We start from the raw sequence: 19,244 nt of genomic DNA on the forward strand, positions 1-19,244 counted from the left end.
ACAGATGTTCGAGAACGCCATTTGGCATCGTGCACTTGTCGTGGCGTAAGAGCGTGGGGACTGGGAGGACACCGTCCGCCACCATACGCGAGGGTCGGCGAATCTGCTAAACCAGGCGGCGATCTATATTGCCGGAACGACGGGCATTCCTGTGCTGGAGCCCGTGTGAGGTGTCCCTATCTCGTAAGACAACTCCTACATCCGAATAGGTAAAGTACTGATGTCGAAAACGGGGTTTTAGCGGGATACTGCCGACACGTCATCGATCCGACCGCTGGGGTGGGATCAGGTAGACAGGGTGACGGGTATTGACGCATCAGACGCCCAAGGGCGGAAGGAGGCGAGATGAACAAGGACCAAGTGGCAGGCCGCGCGAAAGAGCTGGCCGGCAAGGCAAAGTCGATGATTGGCCAAGCGACCAATCGACCGGGCACGGAAGTGAAGGGTCGGGCGCAGGAATTGGGCGGCAAAGCCCAGGCCGCATTCGGTGACGCCAAGGACAAGATCAAAAAGGCCGATTCGCACTGACGATCGTCCTTAGGAACAAAAGGCAAGTAGGAGACGATGTGAATGACGTAACCGGCATCAGACCGGTGAAGGGCGACTTCCAAGAAGTCGCCCTTTTTTATTGTGCGCGCCGCCGATCCCGTGTGCGCGCACCGTTTCCTGTCGCCCCCGCCCGGTCATTCGACGCAATGCGCGTCTATCAGACCCATCGCGACGTGTCGCTCCGCTACGTTTGCCGATGGCTAAGTCTCGTCCGATAAAAACCGCGCCGTTCCGGTCATTTTGCGTTGTCGGCCCGCAAGGGTTGGCGCGAGGCGTGCCGGGCTGCTATCCTCGACCTCCGATTTCCCGCGTCACGCCTGCGCTGTCGCCGCGTGAATGCCGTGCTGCACCTGCTTATCTGTTGCACCCGCGCCTGCCGGCCGATTCCCGTCGGCGCGCAACCTCGTTCAAGAGTGTCTCATGTCGTATCCGAATCGTTCCCCCCGCGCTGTCACGCGTCTTCTCACGCTCCCTTTCGCGACCTTGGCAAGACTGTCCCCGTCTTTTCTCCGTCTCGATACGCCGGAGCGACGTACCGAAGTCCGTGCGCTCTTGCCTCTGGCGCTGCCCTTGATTGCCACGCAGTTAGCTGCAATGGCAATGAATGTGGTCGATGTGATTTTGGCGGGACATCTCGGGCCTGCGGTGTTGGCGCCCGTTGCGATCGGTTCGGGTGTATGGGCGCTGGCGATCATTGCGGTGAGCGGGCTGATGTCGGCCTTGCCGGCGGCAGTAGCGCACCTCGTCGGTGCCGGGCGGCCGCAGGAGATCTGGCCGCTGTTTCGGCAGGCAAGCGTCTTGGGGATCGTGTTTGGTGGCGCACTGTCGCTGATCCTGTGGTTCGGCGGCCCGCCGTTGATCGTGGCCTTCGGTGTCACACCGGACCTGGCACGGGACGCGGGCCATTTTCTGCACGCCATCGCGGCAGGCGCTCCCGCGTTAGGGCTTTATTTTGCCTGCCGGGGTGTGTCGGAAGGGCTGTCGATGCCACGCCCCAGTCTGGCGTTCGGCTTGCTGGGCCCGGTCTTGCTGGTGCCGATCGGTTATACCTTGATGTATGGTGCCGGGCCGATTCCGGCGATGGGCGTTGTGGGTTGCGGACTCGCCACGGCGATCGTCGAATGGATTATCGGGCTCGGCTTTTTCTATTACATCGTTGTCAATCGGCGATATGCGAGCATCCGGGAGTCCGCCGCCGCAAAGGGGAGGGCCGACCCGCGCGCGGCCGCGGTGCTGGCGCACAGCGATTCCCGCATTGCACCCACAACGTGGCGCGATCTCATTCGTAACGGTCTTCCAAGCAGCATCACGTGGTTGCTGGAGGGCAGTCTGTTTATCGCGACGGCATTGGTGATAGGACGACTCGGCGATACGGCGGTGTCGATGCATCAGATTGCGTTGAACGTCGCGTCGCTCACTTTCATGATTCCGTTGGGAATGTCGATGGCGATTTCGGTGCGCGTCGCCGGTGCGCGCGGTCGGAACGACGTCGAAGGCGCGCGGATCGCCGGACAGGTCGGGATCGTGCTGGCGCTTCGCGTTCAGTGCGTGCCGATTTTGATGATGTTGCTGTTGCCGGTGCCGATCATCGGCCTCTATACCGGCGACGCGACGGTGGCGGCTGGGGCGGTCGTATTGCTCCGGTTGGCCGGCCTTTTCCAGTTGTCGGATGCCTTGCAGGTCACGGCCAACGGCGCGCTGCGCGGCTACAAGGACACGCGAATGCCGATGATCATCACCTTGTTCGCGTATTGGTGCGTCGGTATGCCCGCGGGTATTTGGTTATGTTTGGGGCTGGATTGGGGCCCGGCAGGAATGTGGTGCGGACTGGTTGTCGGTCTAACGGTGTCGGCCGTGCTGCTGACCCGACGCTTCGTGCGTACGAGCCGCGCCGAGGTGCTGCAGCATCGCGCGGGTCAATCCGGCGCCGAGGCCGAGGCCGCCGCCGCCGCCGTCACGCGCTCGGCAGCGTCCCCGTCCTAGGCGCGAAACGCCGTGCCGGACGACAGCGTGCCCACGCGTGCTACTCTGAATCTGCCATGAAGAAAAGGAGCAGCAATGTACGACACGACGACTGTAATGCGCCCGAGCGGCACCCGCCCGCGTTCCGCGCGGTCCATTCTGGCCTTTGCCGTATCGCTCAGCGTGGCATGCGGCCTCCAGGGAATGGCTAGCACTGCGTCTGCGCAAGGCGCGGTTGCGACGCACGCCACGGGCGCCACGCAACCGAAGGGCGGGATCGACGATAGTTCGCCGCAATCCCTGGTCGAAACCTTGTCGGCATCCATTTTGAATACCGTCAAGGCCGACCCGCAGATCAAGGCCGGCGATACGCGGCGAATCGAACAGGTCGTGAACACGCAGCTGTTGCCGTACACCGATTTCCGCAAGACAACCCGCCTGGCGCTCGGGCCTGCCTGGCGGACCGCCACCCCCGAGCAGCGCGACGAATTGGTCAAGCAATTCGAGCTGTTGTTGATCCATCTTTACTCGGGTGCGGCAGCGAAGGTCGGCGATCAGACGGTCGATGTGCAACCGATGCGCGCCGCCGCAGACGCGACCGATGTGGTTGTACAGACGAATGTGATCAGCGGCGGCCAACCCTATCCGGTGGCCTACCGTTTGGAAAAGAGCGAAGCCGGCTGGCGAATCTACGACGTGAACGTGGCGAACCTTTGGTTGATCGCCGCCTACCGTCCGCAATTCTCATCGCAGGTTCAGGCGTCCGGCGTGCCCGGCTTGATCGCCTTTCTCAAACAGCGGAATCAGGATCTGACCCAGCAGGGCAAGTAAGGCCCGACGATAGCGCGCGACGCCACGCCGGCGACTTCGCGCTGTCGCACCGCTCCCGTCGTTTTCTCCCCCTCAATGTTGTCCGCCTGCCCGAGCGCCCCCGGCGTGGGCACGTCGCGTGCTGCATGCTTCCCATCGTTCGGTTCTGCGCGGGACCGACGCGGGGGCGGCACACTCATCCGCGCAGCAAGAAATCTCCAGAAGGTGCAAAATGTCGCACCGCGCGAAGTCCATGCTTCCGCCTATTGCTTTTCTGCCCATTCTGAGGGTGGGGACGTCGGCGAGAACTTGACTATTTTGCTAGGAGATTTATACTTGACGAAAGTTGTCGGGATTAAGTGCCCGGCTTTCCGACGAAGAGGCAGGACCCTCGAATGGCCGTGGCGAGCAGCTAACGCACGTTTTGGACGGGGTAGTCCGCAGAAATTCATGCCTTGGCAGTCGAAACACTCTCTGAATGCGAGGCTCCACGATGAGACTCACGACTAAAGGCCGTTTTGCTGTTACTGCGATGATCGATTTGGCGTTGCGTCAGGATCAAGGTCCGGTGACGCTCGCGGGCATCAGCCAGCGCCAAAAGATTTCGCTGTCGTATCTGGAACAATTGTTCGGTAAATTGCGCCGTCACGAAATTGTCGAGAGCGTGCGCGGGCCTGGAGGCGGGTACAATCTCGCCCGACGGGCGGCGGACGTGTCGGTTGCCGATATCATCATTGCCGTCGATGAGCCGATCGATGCGACGCAATGCGGCGGCAAAGGGGAATGCGAGGGCGCAAAGCAGTCCAGCGGCCATTGCATGACCCACGAGCTGTGGTCGACGCTGAATCGCAAGATGGTCGAATATCTGGATTCGGTATCGCTGCAGGATCTGGTCGATCAGCAGGGTCAGGACCAGCCGGCAACGGTGGTGCGCGAGCGTCGTCAACCGGCGCAGAGCACGATCGAGCCGCCGGCACGCGTCGTGCCCCGGGGACCGAATTCGGTCTTCAATCTAGCGCGTTCCTGACGCGACGGCAATAGGTACGCCAGCTTTCTCGTCCATTGGGCAAGTGAGCTGGTTCCGCGAGCACCGCATGGTCGGCGCGTCGCACCGGTTTTATAGGATGGCCGTCCGGTACGACGGTGCTTTCCTCAGAAGGTGGAGTACCCAAGATAATGAATAACGACATTCCTCACTTGCAAACGGATCTGGCCACGTTGAAGTCCCGCCTGAATGTGGACGTCACGATGCCGATCTATATGGACAACAGCGCGACGACGCCGACGGACCCCCGCGTCGCCGATGCGATGCTCCCGTTTTTGTACGGCTCCTTCGGCAATCCGGCATCGCGCAGCCACCAATATGGCTGGGATGCGGAAAAGGCGGTCGAACTGGCGCGCGAGCAAGTGGCTGCGCTCGTGAACGCGGACCCGCGTGAAATCGTCTGGACGTCCGGCGCGACCGAGTCCGACAACCTCGCCATCAAGGGCGCGGCGAATTTCTATAAAGGCAATGGCAAGCACATCATCACGGTGAAGACCGAGCACAAAGCCGTGCTCGACACCGTGCGGGAGCTGGAGCGCCAAGGGTTCGAGGCGACCTATCTGGATGTGCTCGACAACGGCCTGATCGACATGGCGGTGCTGGAAGCGGCTATTCGCCCGGACACGATCCTGGTGTCGATCATGATGGTGAACAACGAAGTCGGTGTTATTCAGCCGATCGCCGAAATTGGCGCGATGCTGCGGGCTAAGGCGAAAGAACGTAAAACACCGATTATCTTCCACGTCGATGCCGCGCAAGCGACCGGCAAGGTCGATATCGATCTGGCGAAGTTGGATGTCGATCTGATGTCCTTCTCGGCGCACAAGACCTACGGTCCGAAGGGCATCGGCGCACTGTACGTGCGACGTAAGCCGCGCGTGCGGATCGAGGCGCAGATGCATGGCGGCGGTCATGAGCGCGGTATGCGTTCGGGAACGCTGGCGCCGCATCAGATCGTCGGCATGGGCGAGGCATTCCGCCTGGCGCGTGAAGAGATGGTCAGCGAGAACATCCGCGTGGCCGCCTTGCGCGACCGACTGCTGAACGGCTTGAAGGAGCTGGAAGAGATTTACGTGAACGGCGACCTGACGCATCGTGTCGCCCACAACCTGAATATCAGCTTCAACTACGTCGAAGGTGAATCGATGATCATGGCGGTGAAGGATGTCGCCGTATCGTCGGGTTCGGCCTGTACGTCGGCATCGTTGGAGCCGTCTTACGTGCTGCGCGCACTCGGTCGCAATGACGAACTCGCGCACAGCTCGATTCGCTTCACGCTCGGCCGTTTCACGACGGAGAAGGAAGTCGATTTCGTCATCGAATTGATGAAGAGCAAGATCAACAAGCTGCGCGATCTGTCGCCGCTTTGGGAAATGTACAAAGACGGCATTGATCTGAATTCGATCCAGTGGGCCGCGCACTGATTCAGGAGAAGTTGTAATGGCATATAGCGAAAAGGTCCTCGACCACTACGAAAACCCGCGCAACGTCGGTTCTTTCGACAAGAATGACGATAGCGTCGGCACCGGCATGGTGGGTGCGCCCGCATGCGGCGACGTGATGAAGCTGCAAATCCGTGTTGGCGCGGATGGCATCATCGAAGATGCGAAGTTCAAGACCTACGGTTGCGGCTCCGCCATCGCGTCCAGCTCCTTGATCACCGAATGGGTCAAGGGCAAGACGTTGGATCAAGCCGCCGCCATCAAGAACGCCGAAATCGCGGAAGAGTTGGCATTGCCGCCGGTCAAGATTCACTGTTCGATCCTGGCGGAAGATGCGATCAAGGCAGCAATCGCCGATTACCGTGCGCGGCACGGTGCGGCTGGCGCCGAGTCGACGACATCGTCGGCTGCAGCAGCCTAAGGACAGAGACAGGACGGTCATGGCAATCACGTTGACGGAAAAGGCGGCGCAGCACGTATCCAAGTTCCTGGTGCGCCGGGGCAAGGGTGTTGGCTTGCGCTTGGGCGTGCGTACCACCGGTTGTTCGGGTCTCGCCTATAAGCTCGAGTATGTGGACGCGCTGGACGGGCTGCCGCAGGAAGACCAGGTGTTCGACAGTCACGGCATCAAAGTCGTGGTCGATCCGAAGAGCCTGGCCTATATCGACGGCACCGAACTCGACTTTGCACGCGAAGGATTGAACGAAGGCTTCAAGTTCAATAACCCGAACGTCAAGGACGAGTGCGGCTGTGGTGAGTCTTTCCGTGTCTGAAGGCGGAGATTCGCTTGAGACCGTCAAGCAGTCGATGCCGGCGCTTGCGCGGGCCGACGCGGATCATTTCGACTTGTTCGACTTGGATCGTCGGTTTGGCATCGACACCGATGTCTTGGCGCAGCGCTATAGAACGATTCAGTCTCAGGTGCATCCTGACCGTTTCGCGGCGGCCGGCGAGGCACAGAAGCGCATTGCGATGCAATGGGCGACGCGGGCGAATGAAGGGTTTCAGACCTTGCGCGACCCGTTGGCGCGCGCGCTGTATCTACTCAAATTGCGTGGCATCGATGCGAGCGCCGAGCGCAATACGACGATTGCCCCTGCCTTTCTGATGCAGCAGATGGAATGGCGCGAAACGATCGACGACGCTGCCGCGGCCAATAATGTCGATGCGCTGGACAGCGTGCTGTCGGAGCTGCAGGACGAGCGTCGTCAGCGCTTCGACAAGCTGGCCGGATGGCTCGACAGTGGCGCGGATCAGCCGGCCGCCGATACGGCGCGGGAATTGCTGTTCATACAGAAGGTCATGGACGCGGCGCGCAAGCAAATCGAACGGCTAGAAGACGTATAGCAGGCCTCTGAGCCTGCTATTCCGTTTTGGCGGTCCGAATGCGCGTCGCAGCTTCCACCATCCCCCGTCCCCAGAAAAAAAGCTCCAGCCGTACCGGAAGATCACAGATGGCATTACTACAAATTTCAGAACCGGGAATGGCACCGGCGCCGCACGAGCGACGCATTGCTGTCGGGATCGATCTCGGCACGACCAATTCGCTGGTCGCGGTCATGCGCAATGGCGTGCCCGACGTGTTGCCCGATGAATCCGGGCAAGCGTTGCTGCCGTCGGTCGTACGGTATCTGCCAGACGGTGGCCGGCGCGTCGGTATCGCGGCGAAACGCGAAGCGGCGCAGGATCCCCATAACACCATCGTGTCGGTTAAGCGTTTCATGGGGCGCGGCCTCGCCGATGCACAGCGTACCCACGCGCCTTACACGTTTGTCGATGCCCCCGGCATGGTGAAACTGCAGACGGTGCAGGGCGTCAAGAGCCCGGTGGACGTGTCGGCGGACATTCTCGCGGTTCTGAAGCAGCGTGCCGAAGCGACGATGGGCGACGACCTCGCCGGCGCCGTCATCACGGTTCCGGCGTACTTCGACGAAGCACAGCGTCAAGCGACGAAGGATGCGGCACAGTTGGCCGGCCTCGACGTACTGCGTTTGCTGAACGAGCCGACCGCGGCCGCTATCGCCTATGGTCTCGATAACGGCGCGGAAGGGGTCTACGCCGTCTATGACCTCGGTGGCGGGACGTTCGACCTGTCCGTGCTGCGATTGACGCAGGGTGTCTTCGAAGTATTGTCGACCGGCGGGGACACGGCGCTGGGCGGAGACGATTTCGATCACGCCGTCTTGACGGCGTTGCTGGAATCGCTGCAGTTGTCGCTCGACAGCCTGCCCGCCGAAGATATGCGTCTGCTGTTGGATCGGGTGCGGACGGCGAAGGAAAGTCTGTCGCAAGCCACCGACGCCGCGTTTCTGGCACGTGTGCAAGCGGTGCTGTCGTCGGGACAGCGCATCGATTTCACCTTCACCGAAGCGCAGTTCAGTGCGTGGACCGACGCGCTCGTCAAGCGCACGCTGGCGCCGACACGGCGCGCGCTGCGCGATGCCGAGTTGACGCCGCAGGACGTCAAGGGGGTGGTGCTGGTGGGTGGCGCGACGCGGATGGCATGCGTGCGCCGCGCCGTCGAAGCCTACTTCGGGCAGATCCCGTTGACCAATATCGATCCGGATCAGGTCGTGGCCGTCGGTGCCGCGATCCAGGCCGATCTGCTAGCGGGCAACCGCAGCGACGGCGACGATTGGTTATTGCTCGATGTCATCCCGTTGTCGCTCGGTGTCGAGACGATGGGCGGCTTGGTCGAAAAGATCATTCCGCGCAATTCGACGATCCCGGTTGCGCGCGCGCAGGAATTTACGACGTTCAAGGATGGGCAGACCGCGATGGCGATCCACATCCTGCAGGGCGAACGTGAGCTCGTCGACGATTGTCGTTCGCTGTCGCGTTTCACCTTGCGCGGCATTCCGCCGATGACGGCTGGTGCCGCGCGAATTCGCGTGACGTACCAGGTCGATGCGGACGGTCTGCTGTCGGTAACGGCGCGCGAGGACGTGTCCGGCGTGGAAGCGCAGGTATCGGTCAAACCGTCGTACGGCCTCGGCGACGAGGACATCACGCGGATGTTGCAGGAAAGCTATACCAGCGCCGCGTCCGATATGAAAGCGCGCGCACTGCGCGAGGCGCAGGTCGATGCCGGCCGCTTGCTGGATGCGACCGCCGCGGCGATCATCGAGGACGGCGCACTGTTGGACGAGGCCGAGCGAACCGCGATCGAAGCGAAATTTGCGGCATTGCACGCGGTGCTCGACGGTGACGATCTCGACGCGATCGACGTTGCATCGAAGGCACTGTCGGCCGCGACTGACGAATTTGCCGCTCGCCGGATGGATCAGAGTATCCGACGGGCATTGGCTGGCAAGGATATCCGGGAAATCAACTGAAATGTCTCAAATTGTCGTATTGCCCCACGCGCATCTCTGTCCCGATGGCGCCGTCATCGATGCGGACGCGTCGAAATCCATTTGCGATAATTTGCTCGCGCATGGCATCGAGATCGAGCACGCTTGCGAAAAATCGTGCGCGTGCACGACCTGTCATGTGGTGATTCGGGAAGGTTTCGACGATATGACGCCGTCCGAGGAAGACGAGGACGATATGCTCGATAAGGCGTGGGGTCTCGAACCGACGTCACGACTGTCGTGCCAGGCCTTCGTCCCTGCAGATACCGATGTCGTCGTCGAGATTCCGCGCTATACAATCAATCACGCGAAAGAAGGGCATTGACGTCGACGCGGCGGCGGGCGTCTCCGCGCCTGGAATCGCTTTCGATACCTCGCCTGCACGGGCGCGCAGTGCGCGGCATGCCGCCGCAGCGTTGCGGTAAACCAGTCTGAGGGTACAAGGAGTGACACGATGAAGTGGACCGATACGAATGACATCGCGATCGCGTTGTCCGAATCCATGCCGGACCAGAATCCGACGCTGGTGCGCTTCACCGATCTGCATAAATGGGTGATGGCGCTCGATGGATTCGATGACGCCCCGGATCGTTCGAACGAGAAGATCCTGGAAGCCATTCAGGCGGCGTGGATCGAAGAAGCCGACTACTGAAAAGCCTGAAAAATCGGCACCAGAAAAAAGCGCAATCTGTTCCGCAGATTGCGCTTTTTTTCATTTGACGACGCGGACGTTAACCGGCGCGCAGTACGCCATTTTCGACGCGCACGCGTTCGCCTTGATTCACCGGTGGCGTGCTTGCATAGCGGAACGTGTGGTAGGTGCCATCTTGCATCTTGACGGTCACGCGGTAATTCGTCGTGCTTCGTACATTGCGCTCGATGGCATTGCCGGCGTAGCCGCCACCGGCGGCGCCGAGCAAGGTCGTGGCGATCCGGCCATGTCCGCCGCCGAAGGCTTGACCGACAAGCCCCCCGGCTACTGCGCCGCCGACGGCGCCGATACCGGTTCCATGCCCCTGGACGCGGTACGCATTGACCGACGTCACGACACCGCAAGTATGACAAATCGCCGGTGCCACGGGGGCGGGAGGCGGCGCATTCTGCGCGACCTGCTGCACGGGTGGTGCCGCCGATACGGCCGGTGCGGTCGCATTCGGGAGAACCTGGCCGGTGGGGGCGGTACTGCCGCTCTGCGCGACTTGCGCGGCGGTCGGTGTGCCCGGCGCCGGAGTTTGCCCGCCGGCACGCGGCAAGACGCCCGTCATGGCTGCCACGCCGACACCGCAAGCGACGATGACGGCGCCGGCCGCCGTGGCGACCAAGGGATGTATGCGGCTGCGATGCGCGATACCCGCGCGATGGTTGACCGGTTCCATGATGCGACCCTCCGATTCACTTTTTGTGCTGAATTATTCTGTGCTCAGTGTCGGTCATCCCCTGCCTGAGGGGCGTTTCAGAGTGTAAGCAGTTGCGAGCGTTTGTACTGCGCTACAGCGGGAATGGTGAGGCGCCCCGCATGACCTTCGTCCGTGAACGTAAGCAAGTTTGACGCCAGATTGGCCGGTCGCGACGCGTCACGACGGTAAAGGGGCACGTCATTTCGTTACGAAATGATCGGAAGCGGGGAGGGGCGTGCCGCCGCCGTGATGGTCGGCGGCACGCGGGCTCCGATTAGTCTTCCTTGCGCAGGTGCGGGAAGAGGATGACGTCGCGAATATTCGCGCTGTCGGTGAGCAGCATGACCAGGCGGTCGATGCCGATGCCGCAGCCGCCGGTGGGCGGCATGCCGTGTTCCAGCGCGCGGATATAGTCGGCGTCGTAGAACATCGCTTCGTCGTCGCCGGCATCCTTCTGTTCCACTTGCTTGCGGAATCGCGCGGCCTGGTCTTCCGGATCGTTCAATTCCGAGAAGCCATTGGCGATTTCGCGACCGGTGATGAACAGCTCGAAACGCTCCGTGATGCCCGGATCGCCATCCGAGGCGCGCGCCAGCGGCGACGTCTCCACCGGGTAGTCGATGATGAACGTCGGCTCCCACAGTTTCGATTCGGCGGTTTCCTCGAACAGCGCCAGCTGCAGCGCGCCAATGCCGGCGAGCTTCATCGGGCCCGACCGCGCGTCGACGCCGAACTTTTTCAGTTCGGTGCGCAGCACGTCGATGTCGTCGAGCTGCGCGTCGGTGTAGTCGGTATGGGCCTGAATTGCTTGCTTGATCGTCAGACGATGGAAGGGCTTCGAGAAATCCAGCGCACGACCTTGATACGAAATCGACGCATCGCCCAAGGTGGCGACCGCGGCGTGACGGATCAACCCCTCGGTGTAATCCATCAGCCAGCGATAATCGGTGTACGCCGCGTAGAACTCCATCATCGTGAATTCCGGATTGTGGCGCGGCGACACGCCCTCGTTGCGGAAATTCCGATTGATCTCGAACACGCGGTCGAAGCCGCCGACGATCAGCCGCTTCAGGTACAGCTCGGGCGCGATACGCATATACATCTGCATATCGAGCGCATTGTGGTGCGTGATGAAGGGCTTGGCGCTCGCGCCGCCCGGAATCGGGTGCAGCATCGGCGTTTCGACTTCGAGGAAGCCGGCATCGCCCATCTGCGAGCGGATCGCGGCGATGATTTTCGTACGATTTACAAAGGTCCGGCGCGCCTCCGGCGTCACGATCAGGTCGACATAGCGCTGACGGTAACGGGTTTCCTGATCGGCCAGACCATGGAACTTGTCGGGGAGGGGGCGCAGCGACTTGCTCATCAGACGCAGTGATGTGCAGCGCACCGACAGCTCGCCCGTCTTCGTGCGGATCAAGGTGCCGGTGGCGGCGACGATATCGCCGAGGTCCCATTTCTTGAACGCCGCGTAGACGTCTTCACCGAGATCGTCGCGCGTGATGAAGAGCTGGATCTGCGCGCCGTCGTCCTGAATCGTCGCGAAACTGGCCTTGCCCATCACGCGTTTCAACATCATGCGGCCGGCAATCGACACGGCCACCGGCTGCGCTTCCAGCGCTTCCTTGTCCTGTGTTTCATAGGCGGCTTGCAGCGCGGCCGCGTGGTGCGTCGGCGTGAAGTCGTTCGGGTAGGCCTGGCCCTGCGTGCGCAGCGCCGCCAGTTTGTCGCGGCGTTCTTCGAGGAGCTTGTTCTCGTCGAGTGCCGGCGCGGCGGCGGAAGTGTCCGCTGCCTGGGTGGGCTTGTCAGTCATCGTGTCGGTTCTAGGCTACGGTGGTGCTGCAAAAAAACGTCGCGCGTGCACGCCGCGCACCGCCCGCGCCGGGGCGGTGCGATCGCGGCACGGCGTTAAACGTCCGGGCGGGTGGAGGTGACGCCGAGTTTCAGACTCGCGCTGATGAACTCGTCCAGGTCGCCATCCAGCACGGAACGCGTGTTGCTGATTTCCACGTTCGTGCGCAGGTCTTTGATGCGGCTCTGGTCCAGCACATAGGAGCGGATCTGATGACCCCAGCCCACGTCGGTCTTGCCGGCTTCGAGCTTGTCCTGTTCGGCCTGGCGTTTGCGCATTTCGGCTTCGAACAGTTTCGAGCGCAACATCGCCATCGCTTCGGCACGGTTCCGGTGCTGCGAACGGTCGTTCTGGCACTGGACGACGATATTCGTCGGAACGTGAGTGATTCGAACCGCGGAATCGGTCTTATTGATGTGCTGGCCGCCGGCGCCCGACGCGCGGTAGGTATCGATGCGCAGATCGGCCGGATTGATCTCGATTTCGATCGATTCATCCACTTCCGGATAGACGAAAACGGAGCTGAACGAAGTGTGACGGCCACCGGAAGAGTCGAACGGCGACTTTCGCACGAGACGATGCACGCCCGTTTCGGAGCGTAGATAGCCGTAGGCGTATTCGCCTTCGATCTTGATCGTCGCACTCTTGATGCCGGCGACGTCACCGTCCGACTGCTCCAGTATCTCGACCTTGAAGCCCTTGCGTTCCGCGTAGCGCATGTACTGACGCAGCAGCATCGCCGCCCAGTCGCAGGCCTCGGTGCCGCCGGCGCCGGACTGAATGTCGATGAAGGCGTTGCACGGATCGGCCGGATTGCTGAACATCCGACGGAATTCGATGCCATCGACGCGCCCACGCAGTTCGTCCACGTCGGCCGCGACCGATTCCAGCGTTTCCTCGTCGGCTTCATCGCGTGCGAGCTCGAACAGCTCCGCCGCGCCCGCCAGGTCCGCGTCGAGCTGAATCAGCGTGGTGACCACGCCGTCGAGCAGCTTTTTCTCACGACCGAGCGCTTGCGCGTGCTGGGAGTCGTTCCAGACGTTCGGGTCCTCGAGTTCCTTGTTGACCTCGATCAGCTTGGCTTCTTTGACATCGAAGTCAAAGATACCCCCGTAGGTCGGAGGCTCGAATCCGCAGATCGGCGATGGTCGAGTCGATTGCGTTCAAACGTTCCGCTTCCATGTTTCTTTCCAATAAGGCTTGATGAATCGACGGATTATAGCCGATCGGCCCGCGCCACCGAAGGCCTGGCGGTCAGGAACCGTGCACGCCGTGCGCGTGCTCGACGATCATTTGCACGCGGGTGACGCCATTGTAGGTATCGCGCGACAGCCGGTAGGCAACGGTGGCCAGATCGGGGAGGGTATCGGTGCGGTTGAACCAGATCGCGTCGTAGCGGCGGTTGCCCCGATACAACTGCAGTTTCAGATGGCGTTCCTTGACCAGCGATTGGCCGCGAACGTCGAAAACGCCGGAGAACACCGGCGGCGGGAAGCCTTGGCCCCAGATGCCGGCGTCGAGCAATTCCACGAAGGGCGCGGTGAAATGCGCGTCTTCCAACTCCCCGTCGGTCTCGACGATGCGTTGTAGCGCATCGGCGGCCAGCCATTCGCCGCCGACACGCTCCAATGCCGCGGTGAAGGTGGGCAACGCATCGGCGCGCATCGTCAGGCCGGCCGCCATCGCGTGACCACCGAATTTATCGATCAGACCGGGGTGCCGTTTGCTGACCAGGTCCAGCGCGTCACGCAGATGGAAGCCCGGGATCGACCGACCGGAGCCCTTGATCAGCGCATCCGGTCCGGCTTGGATCGCCGGATCGTCGCTGGCCGGGGCGAAGGTGATGGTCGGTCGATAGAACTTTTCCTTGAGCCGCGACGCCAAAATGCCGATGACGCCCTGATGCCATTGCGGATCGTAGATCGCCAGCGTGGTACGCGTTGGATCGACGTCGGTCAGCGTCGCCAGCGCCTCGGTTTGCATGCCGCTTTCGATATCGCGGCGCTCGCGGTTCATGCCGTCCAGCAATTGCGCCAGCTCCCAGGCGCGGCCGGCGTCGTCGGTGAGCAGACATTCGATACCGACCGACATGTCGGCCAGCCGCCCGGCGGCATTGAGTCGGGGGCCGACGGAGAAGCCCAGATCCTGAACCCCGGCGCGGCGCGCCTCGCGGCCGGCCACGCGGAATAGCGCGGCCAGGCCCGGCTGCGTCTTGCCGTCGCGAATGCGCTTCAGACCCTGATCGACCAGAATGCGATTGTTGGCATCCAGGCGCACGACGTCGGCGACGGTGCCCAGGGCGACCAGATCGAGCAGCGTCGCCAGGTTCGGTTGACGCGGCAGCGGCGAGTCGGGCGGCGCGCCGGGCGATTGGAAGCACCCGCGCGCGCGCAAGACGGCGCGGGTGGCCAGCAGCACATAGAACATGACGCCGACGCCGGCAATATGCTTGCTCGCGAATGCGCAGCCCGGTTGATTCGGATTGACGATCGCGCAGGCGTCCGGCAGCGTATCGCCGGGAAGATGGTGATCGGTGACGACGACATCGACGCCCGCGAGGCGCGCGGCCGCCACGCCGTCGACGCTGGCGATGCCGTTGTCGACGGTGATCAATAACTCCGGCGTCCGATGCGGGTTCGACATCGCCAGTGCGACGATTTCCGGCGTCAGGCCATAGCCGTATTCGAAGCGGTTGGGCACCAGATAGTCGACATCCGCGCCCAGCATTCGCAGGCCGCGGACGGCGACGGCGCAGGCGGTCGCGCCGTCGCAATCGTAGTCGGCGATCACCAATAAACGCCGACGTGCCGTGATCGCGTCGGCCAGCCTTTCCGCGGCCTGGTCGATGCCCTTCAGCGTTGCCGGCGGCAGCAGGCGCTCGATGCCGGTCTCGATATCATCGGCCTGCAGCACGCCCCGTGCGGCATAGAGGCGCGCGAGGACCGGGTGCAGACCGGCGCGAATCAGCGCATCGACGTGGGCGGGATTGCAAGGGCGGGACTGGATCGTGACCGTCTGGGACATACGAATGGGCGGGCTCTGCGAAGTACATCGGATGAATGGCGGGCGGTGAAAGGCGACTTCCACCGTGCGGAAGCGGATCAGGCTGGTCAGGCAGCGGCCGTCATGTCAGCAAGTCCGCGAACGCACGGCGGCGCCAGAAGGCCCAGAGGTCGCCGCGCCTCAGCGACAGCGTCGTGCTGGCTTGCTCCCCGCACAGGGTGAGTCGGATCTCGTCGATTGTACTGTCCCGGAGCGCCTGGATGGCAGGGGCGAACCACTGCCGATCGAAGGCGGCGAAGCGATCCAGCCACTCGTGCCACGCTTCATGGACCATCGGTACGGACAAGGCGTCCGATTGCACCAGGACGGTGTCGCTTGCCTGCGCGCGTGTTGGCGTCGCGCCGGCGTTGCCGGTATCCGCGACGGCGCCGCGCGTCGACAGCGCCGTCATCAATGCCGCGAAATCGGCGGGCAAGGGCGCGGCGGGCGTATTTGCCGCAAGCGCCATGCCGCGCGCCGCCGGGGAGTCGGCGAAAGTGGCTGAAAACGGCGCCGCCGAGACGTCGGTCACCGCCGCAGGCGGCCAGGCGCCACGGCCGTGGAGCCAGACGGCGTTGACCGGACGCGCGCCGCGTGCGGCGCGCGCCACATTGACCGGATGTTCATGCCAGGCCATCTGCAGCTCGGTCTGGAAGCCGATCCATTTCGATGAGCGCGCCGGCATGCCGTGCGGATCGATGCGCGTTTCGTCGATCGGCAGCCAGATATCGATACTCCGACCCGCTGCGCGTAACGGCGAGGCGCCCTGTAGCCCGGTCAACAGACCGCCGCGACTGTCGCCCAGATACCAGCGCGCCGAGGTGGGGGCGACGAAGTGCAGGCCGCGCGCCGTCGCCGAGGCCGCCATCTCCTGCGCCAGCGCGCTGGCCTCTGCCTCGGGGATATCGAGCGATTGCGGATGGGACAGCACCAGTCGGTCATGCGTGACTTCGATATGGGCCAATTCCAGGCAGGCCCATTCGATCGCGGTGCCGGCACCCACCCCGGCCGCGGCGGGGTCGGGCGTGCCGCCGTCGGCCAGCAGCATATAGGGCGCGAGCGGCGCGTCCTGCGAGGCGGTCCCGGGTGGCAGACCGTATTGTCGTGCGAGCCAGCGCGACTCGGGCAGGCTGCGCTGAAAATCCTCGCCGGGATCGCGGTCGACACGGCGCGCACGGCGAATCGTCGCATCGAGGCCGGGGGTTTGCAGCGCTTGCAACAACGCGCGCAGCGTCCGGTCGGCCTCGGCGCCGCCGTTTACCCCGGCGGCCCCATCGCCGCCCCGGCTCGCCGGCAGCGACGGGGTGTCGCGATCGCCGTCCTCGGGCAGATTCTCGTCTGCGTGACGGACGCCGTAACCCGCGTCGTTCTCTGGAACGGACGACGGTTGCGGCCGAGTCGGCAACGCAAAGGGCAGCAGAAAATGGACGGTGGCGCAAAGACGTTTCGGCATGGTGGACGCATTGTAGGCTATTCCGGGATCGGTCGAGACCCGCGTGAGACCTCGCCTCGGCCGCCACTTCGTGCGTCGAACCGCGACCCGCCATACGTGCGCGGACGGCGCGATGACGCGGGAGCAGGCGGGACGAAGGCAAATTGTGGCAAACTTGCCGGTTGGTGCACCGCGGGCCGTGGGTCGGTCATGCGGTCGGACGAAACGATGCGAGCGTCGGGCCGATGGACGGCCCGGGTCCCGACATCGGCTGTCCGCGGCTCGGCCGCACCGCCTTTTCCAGGACGGCCCCGTTGAAACTTCCCTTTGAATGGCAGATCGGCTTGCGTTATACGCGGGCCGGCAAACGCACTACCGGCAACGGTTTCATTTCCTTTATCTCGATGATCTCGATGACGGGGATCGCGCTTGGCGTGGCGGCATTGATCATCGTGCTCTCGGTGATGAACGGCTTCCAGCGCGAAGTGCGCGACCGGATGTTGTCGGTGCTGGCACACGTCGAAATCTATTCGCCCACCGGGCAGATGCCGGATTGGCAGCGCACCGCCACCGAGGCGCTGCAGAATCGTGAGGTCGTGGCCGCGGCCCCGTACGTCGATGCGCAAGCGCTGCTGACGCGCGGCGAGACGGTGACCGGCGTGGCGCTCCGTGGCGTGCTGCCCGAGCAGGAATCCAAGGTCGAGGACATCGCCAAGGAGATGGTCGACGGCAAGCTGGACGACCTGAAGCCGGGCGAATTCGGCATCGTGCTGGGGCAGGCGCTGGCCGGCGCGCTGGACGTCGCCCGCGGCGATAAAGTCACCCTGGTCGCGCCGGAAGGCACGATGACACCGGCGGGACTGTTGCCACGCTTGAAACAGTTCACCGTCGTCGGGATTTTCTCGTCCGGGCACTATGAGTACGACAGCGGTCTTGCCTTGATCGACATCCGCGACGCCGAGGCGCTGTTCCGCAAGTCCGCGCCCACCGGCGTACGACTGCGCCTGACCGATATGCAACGCGCGCCGCAGGTTGCCTACGACCTGTCCCGTACGCTGTCCGGCGACCTCTATGTCCGTGACTGGACCAAGCAGAATCAGACCTGGTTCTCCGCGGTGCAGATCGAAAAGCGGATGATGTTCGTGATCCTGATGCTGATCATCGCCGTGGCGGCGTTCAACCTGGTGTCGTCGCTGGTCATGACGGTGACGAACAAGCAACCTGACATCGCCATTCTGCGGACCATCGGTGCCGGACGCGGATCGATCATGACGATTTTCTTCGTGCAAGGCGTCACCGTCGGCTTTATCGGCACGGCGCTCGGGGTGGGATTCGGCAGTCTGGTCGCTTACTACATTCCGGTGATCGTGCCGGCGATCGAGCATGTATTCAACGTGCAGTTCCTGCCGCCCTCGGTCTATTTCATCAGCGAATTGCCGTCGCAGCTCGAACCGGGCGACGTCGTGCGCATCGGCATCATCGCCTTCGTCATGGCGGCCTTGGCAACCCTGTATCCCAGCTGGCGCGCATCGCGCGTAAAACCCGCGGAGGCGCTGCGTTATGAATAACCTGCGGAATGACCTGCGGAATGACCTGCATATGGCAAGGACTCAGCCCGTTTCCGGCGACACCGTGGTGTTGCGCGCCACCGAGGTGACGAAGCGCTTCGATCAGGGCCGCGATAGCGTTGACGTGCTGCGTGGCGCATCGATGTCGGTGGGGCGGGGCGAGAAGGTGGCGATCGTCGGCGCCTCCGGTTCGGGCAAGAGCACGCTGCTGCATGTGCTCGGCGGACTGGACGATCCGAGCAGCGGCGAAATCGTCGTGCTGGGGCAGCCGTATTCGCGGCTCAGCGAGAAGGCGCGCGATCAGGTGCGCAATCGCTCGCTCGGCTTTATCTATCAGTTCCACCATCTGCTCGCGGAATTCAGCGCCCTCGACAATGTCGCGATGCCGCTGCGTATTCGACGGGTGTCGGAGCGTGACGCACGCGAGAAAGCCAAGCGGCTGCTCGATCGCGTCGGCATGGGACATCGGGCGCATCATCGTCCGGGTGAACTGTCCGGCGGCGAGCGGCAACGCGTGGCCATCGCGCGGGCGCTGGTCAACGATCCCGCCTGCGTGATGGCCGATGAACCCACCGGTAACCTCGATGGGGAAACGGCCGATGGCGTGTTCGGGCTGATGATGGAGCTGTCGCAAACGCTCGAGACCAGTTTCATTATCGTGACGCACGATCTCGATCTGGCCGGTCGTTGCGATCGCGTGCTGCGCTTGCGCGGCGGCAAGCTGGAAGAAGATCCCAGCGTGCTAGGCGCGGTCACCGGCCTGCACGGCACTTGAACGATCGGCGGCGCGCC

18 protein-coding genes are annotated in these 19,244 nt (G+C 63.1%); 13 read left to right on the forward strand and 5 right to left on the reverse strand.

The window, feature by feature from the left end; genetic code table 11:
- The first annotated feature begins 345 nt into the window (after positions 1-345).
- The 11 genes from ABEG21_RS07280 to iscX all read left to right on the forward strand — a co-directional run bounded on the left by ABEG21_RS07280 (position 346) and on the right by iscX (position 9,813).
- Entirely contained in the window at positions 346-528 is a 183-nt protein-coding gene (locus tag ABEG21_RS07280) for a CsbD family protein (protein ID WP_347556544.1), read from the forward strand.
- A gap of 441 nt (positions 529-969) precedes the next feature.
- On the forward strand, positions 970-2,532 hold the full coding sequence (locus ABEG21_RS07285) for an MATE family efflux transporter (RefSeq protein ID WP_347556545.1): 1,563 nt from the start codon (positions 970-972) through the stop codon (positions 2,530-2,532).
- A gap of 75 nt (positions 2,533-2,607) precedes the next feature.
- Complete coding sequence (locus ABEG21_RS07290; RefSeq protein WP_347556546.1) at positions 2,608-3,342, forward strand: ABC transporter substrate-binding protein; 735 nt, start codon at positions 2,608-2,610, stop codon at positions 3,340-3,342.
- Positions 3,343-3,814: 472 nt separating this feature from the next.
- A complete protein-coding gene (gene iscR, locus ABEG21_RS07295; protein WP_347556547.1) occupies positions 3,815-4,348 on the forward strand; it encodes a Fe-S cluster assembly transcriptional regulator IscR in 534 nt (177 codons plus the stop codon).
- A 221-nt stretch (positions 4,349-4,569) separates the two neighbouring features.
- Positions 4,570-5,790 (forward strand): IscS subfamily cysteine desulfurase, encoded by a 1,221-nt coding sequence (locus ABEG21_RS07300; protein WP_347556669.1) that lies wholly within the window; start codon positions 4,570-4,572, stop codon positions 5,788-5,790.
- A gap of 16 nt (positions 5,791-5,806) precedes the next feature.
- Positions 5,807-6,229, forward strand: coding sequence for a Fe-S cluster assembly scaffold IscU (gene iscU / locus ABEG21_RS07305; protein ID WP_347556548.1), 423 nt, complete (start codon positions 5,807-5,809; stop codon positions 6,227-6,229).
- A 19-nt stretch (positions 6,230-6,248) separates the two neighbouring features.
- Positions 6,249-6,581, forward strand: coding sequence for an iron-sulfur cluster assembly protein IscA (iscA, locus tag ABEG21_RS07310; protein WP_347556549.1), 333 nt, complete (start codon positions 6,249-6,251; stop codon positions 6,579-6,581).
- Positions 6,582-6,615: 34 nt separating this feature from the next.
- Positions 6,616-7,155, forward strand: a complete 540-nt coding sequence (gene hscB / locus ABEG21_RS07315) for a Fe-S protein assembly co-chaperone HscB (RefSeq protein WP_347556670.1) — start codon at positions 6,616-6,618, stop codon at positions 7,153-7,155.
- Between the two features lie 107 nt (positions 7,156-7,262).
- Entirely contained in the window at positions 7,263-9,143 is a 1,881-nt protein-coding gene (hscA, locus tag ABEG21_RS07320) for a Fe-S protein assembly chaperone HscA (protein ID WP_347556550.1), read from the forward strand.
- Between the two features lies 1 nt (position 9,144).
- On the forward strand, positions 9,145-9,486 hold the full coding sequence (gene fdx, locus ABEG21_RS07325; protein WP_347556551.1) for an ISC system 2Fe-2S type ferredoxin: 342 nt from the start codon (positions 9,145-9,147) through the stop codon (positions 9,484-9,486).
- Positions 9,487-9,615: 129 nt separating this feature from the next.
- Entirely contained in the window at positions 9,616-9,813 is a 198-nt protein-coding gene (iscX, locus tag ABEG21_RS07330) for a Fe-S cluster assembly protein IscX (protein WP_347556552.1), read from the forward strand.
- A gap of 79 nt (positions 9,814-9,892) precedes the next feature.
- Here the strand turns inward: iscX and ABEG21_RS07335 are convergent, their stop codons facing one another.
- The 5 genes from ABEG21_RS07335 to ABEG21_RS07355 form a co-directional block, all read right to left on the reverse strand.
- Entirely contained in the window at positions 9,893-10,537 is a 645-nt protein-coding gene (locus ABEG21_RS07335; protein WP_347556553.1) for a glycine zipper 2TM domain-containing protein, read from the reverse strand.
- A 295-nt stretch (positions 10,538-10,832) separates the two neighbouring features.
- On the reverse strand, positions 10,833-12,371 hold the full coding sequence (gene lysS / locus ABEG21_RS07340; protein WP_347556554.1) for a lysine--tRNA ligase: 1,539 nt from the start codon (positions 12,369-12,371) through the stop codon (positions 10,833-10,835).
- Positions 12,372-12,466: 95 nt separating this feature from the next.
- Positions 12,467-13,592, reverse strand: a protein-coding gene (prfB, locus tag ABEG21_RS07345) for a peptide chain release factor 2 (protein WP_347556555.1) whose coding sequence is annotated in 2 segments (ribosomal slippage) — positions 12,467-13,510 and positions 13,512-13,592 — 1,125 coding nt in all. Because the reading frame shifts where the segments join, the coding sequence is not laid out codon by codon here.
- A gap of 72 nt (positions 13,593-13,664) precedes the next feature.
- Entirely contained in the window at positions 13,665-15,434 is a 1,770-nt protein-coding gene (gene recJ / locus ABEG21_RS07350; RefSeq protein WP_347556556.1) for a single-stranded-DNA-specific exonuclease RecJ, read from the reverse strand.
- Between the two features lie 100 nt (positions 15,435-15,534).
- A complete protein-coding gene (locus ABEG21_RS07355; protein ID WP_347554016.1) occupies positions 15,535-16,905 on the reverse strand; it encodes a regulator in 1,371 nt (456 codons plus the stop codon).
- A gap of 293 nt (positions 16,906-17,198) precedes the next feature.
- On the opposite strand from ABEG21_RS07355, the gene ABEG21_RS07360 reads away from it, so the two are divergent.
- Both ABEG21_RS07360 and lolD read left to right on the forward strand, forming a co-directional pair.
- Entirely contained in the window at positions 17,199-18,452 is a 1,254-nt protein-coding gene (locus ABEG21_RS07360; protein ID WP_347554017.1) for a lipoprotein-releasing ABC transporter permease subunit, read from the forward strand.
- Positions 18,453-18,483: 31 nt separating this feature from the next.
- On the forward strand, positions 18,484-19,227 hold the full coding sequence (lolD, locus tag ABEG21_RS07365; protein ID WP_347554018.1) for a lipoprotein-releasing ABC transporter ATP-binding protein LolD: 744 nt from the start codon (positions 18,484-18,486) through the stop codon (positions 19,225-19,227).
- Positions 19,228-19,244 lie beyond the last annotated feature (17 nt).

Origin of the sequence: Robbsia sp. KACC 23696, from assembly GCF_039852015.1 — a bacterium.
Taxonomy (GTDB): domain Bacteria; phylum Pseudomonadota; class Gammaproteobacteria; order Burkholderiales; family Burkholderiaceae; genus Robbsia.

What these genes read in the sequence shown, in the direction of transcription:
- ABEG21_RS07280 (WP_347556544.1), top strand. Translation starts at nt 346, where the DNA reads ATGAACAAGGACCAAGTGGCAGGCCGCGCGAAAGAGCTGGCCGGCAAG.
- ABEG21_RS07285 (WP_347556545.1), top strand. Translation starts at nt 970, where the DNA reads ATGTCGTATCCGAATCGTTCCCCCCGCGCTGTCACGCGTCTTCTCACG.
- ABEG21_RS07290 (WP_347556546.1), top strand. Translation starts at nt 2,608, where the DNA reads ATGTACGACACGACGACTGTAATGCGCCCGAGCGGCACCCGCCCGCGT.
- iscR (WP_347556547.1), top strand. Translation starts at nt 3,815, where the DNA reads ATGAGACTCACGACTAAAGGCCGTTTTGCTGTTACTGCGATGATCGAT.
- ABEG21_RS07300 (WP_347556669.1), top strand. Translation starts at nt 4,570, where the DNA reads ATGCCGATCTATATGGACAACAGCGCGACGACGCCGACGGACCCCCGC.
- iscU (WP_347556548.1), top strand. Translation starts at nt 5,807, where the DNA reads ATGGCATATAGCGAAAAGGTCCTCGACCACTACGAAAACCCGCGCAAC.
- iscA (WP_347556549.1), top strand. Translation starts at nt 6,249, where the DNA reads ATGGCAATCACGTTGACGGAAAAGGCGGCGCAGCACGTATCCAAGTTC.
- hscB (WP_347556670.1), top strand. Translation starts at nt 6,616, where the DNA reads ATGCCGGCGCTTGCGCGGGCCGACGCGGATCATTTCGACTTGTTCGAC.
- hscA (WP_347556550.1), top strand. Translation starts at nt 7,263, where the DNA reads ATGGCATTACTACAAATTTCAGAACCGGGAATGGCACCGGCGCCGCAC.
- fdx (WP_347556551.1), top strand. Translation starts at nt 9,145, where the DNA reads ATGTCTCAAATTGTCGTATTGCCCCACGCGCATCTCTGTCCCGATGGC.
- iscX (WP_347556552.1), top strand. Translation starts at nt 9,616, where the DNA reads ATGAAGTGGACCGATACGAATGACATCGCGATCGCGTTGTCCGAATCC.
- ABEG21_RS07335 (WP_347556553.1), bottom strand. Translation starts at nt 10,537, where the DNA reads ATGGAACCGGTCAACCATCGCGCGGGTATCGCGCATCGCAGCCGCATA.
- lysS (WP_347556554.1), bottom strand. Translation starts at nt 12,371, where the DNA reads ATGACTGACAAGCCCACCCAGGCAGCGGACACTTCCGCCGCCGCGCCG.
- recJ (WP_347556556.1), bottom strand. Translation starts at nt 15,434, where the DNA reads ATGTCCCAGACGGTCACGATCCAGTCCCGCCCTTGCAATCCCGCCCAC.
- ABEG21_RS07355 (WP_347554016.1), bottom strand. Translation starts at nt 16,905, where the DNA reads ATGCCGAAACGTCTTTGCGCCACCGTCCATTTTCTGCTGCCCTTTGCG.
- lolD (WP_347554018.1), top strand. Translation starts at nt 18,484, where the DNA reads ATGGCAAGGACTCAGCCCGTTTCCGGCGACACCGTGGTGTTGCGCGCC.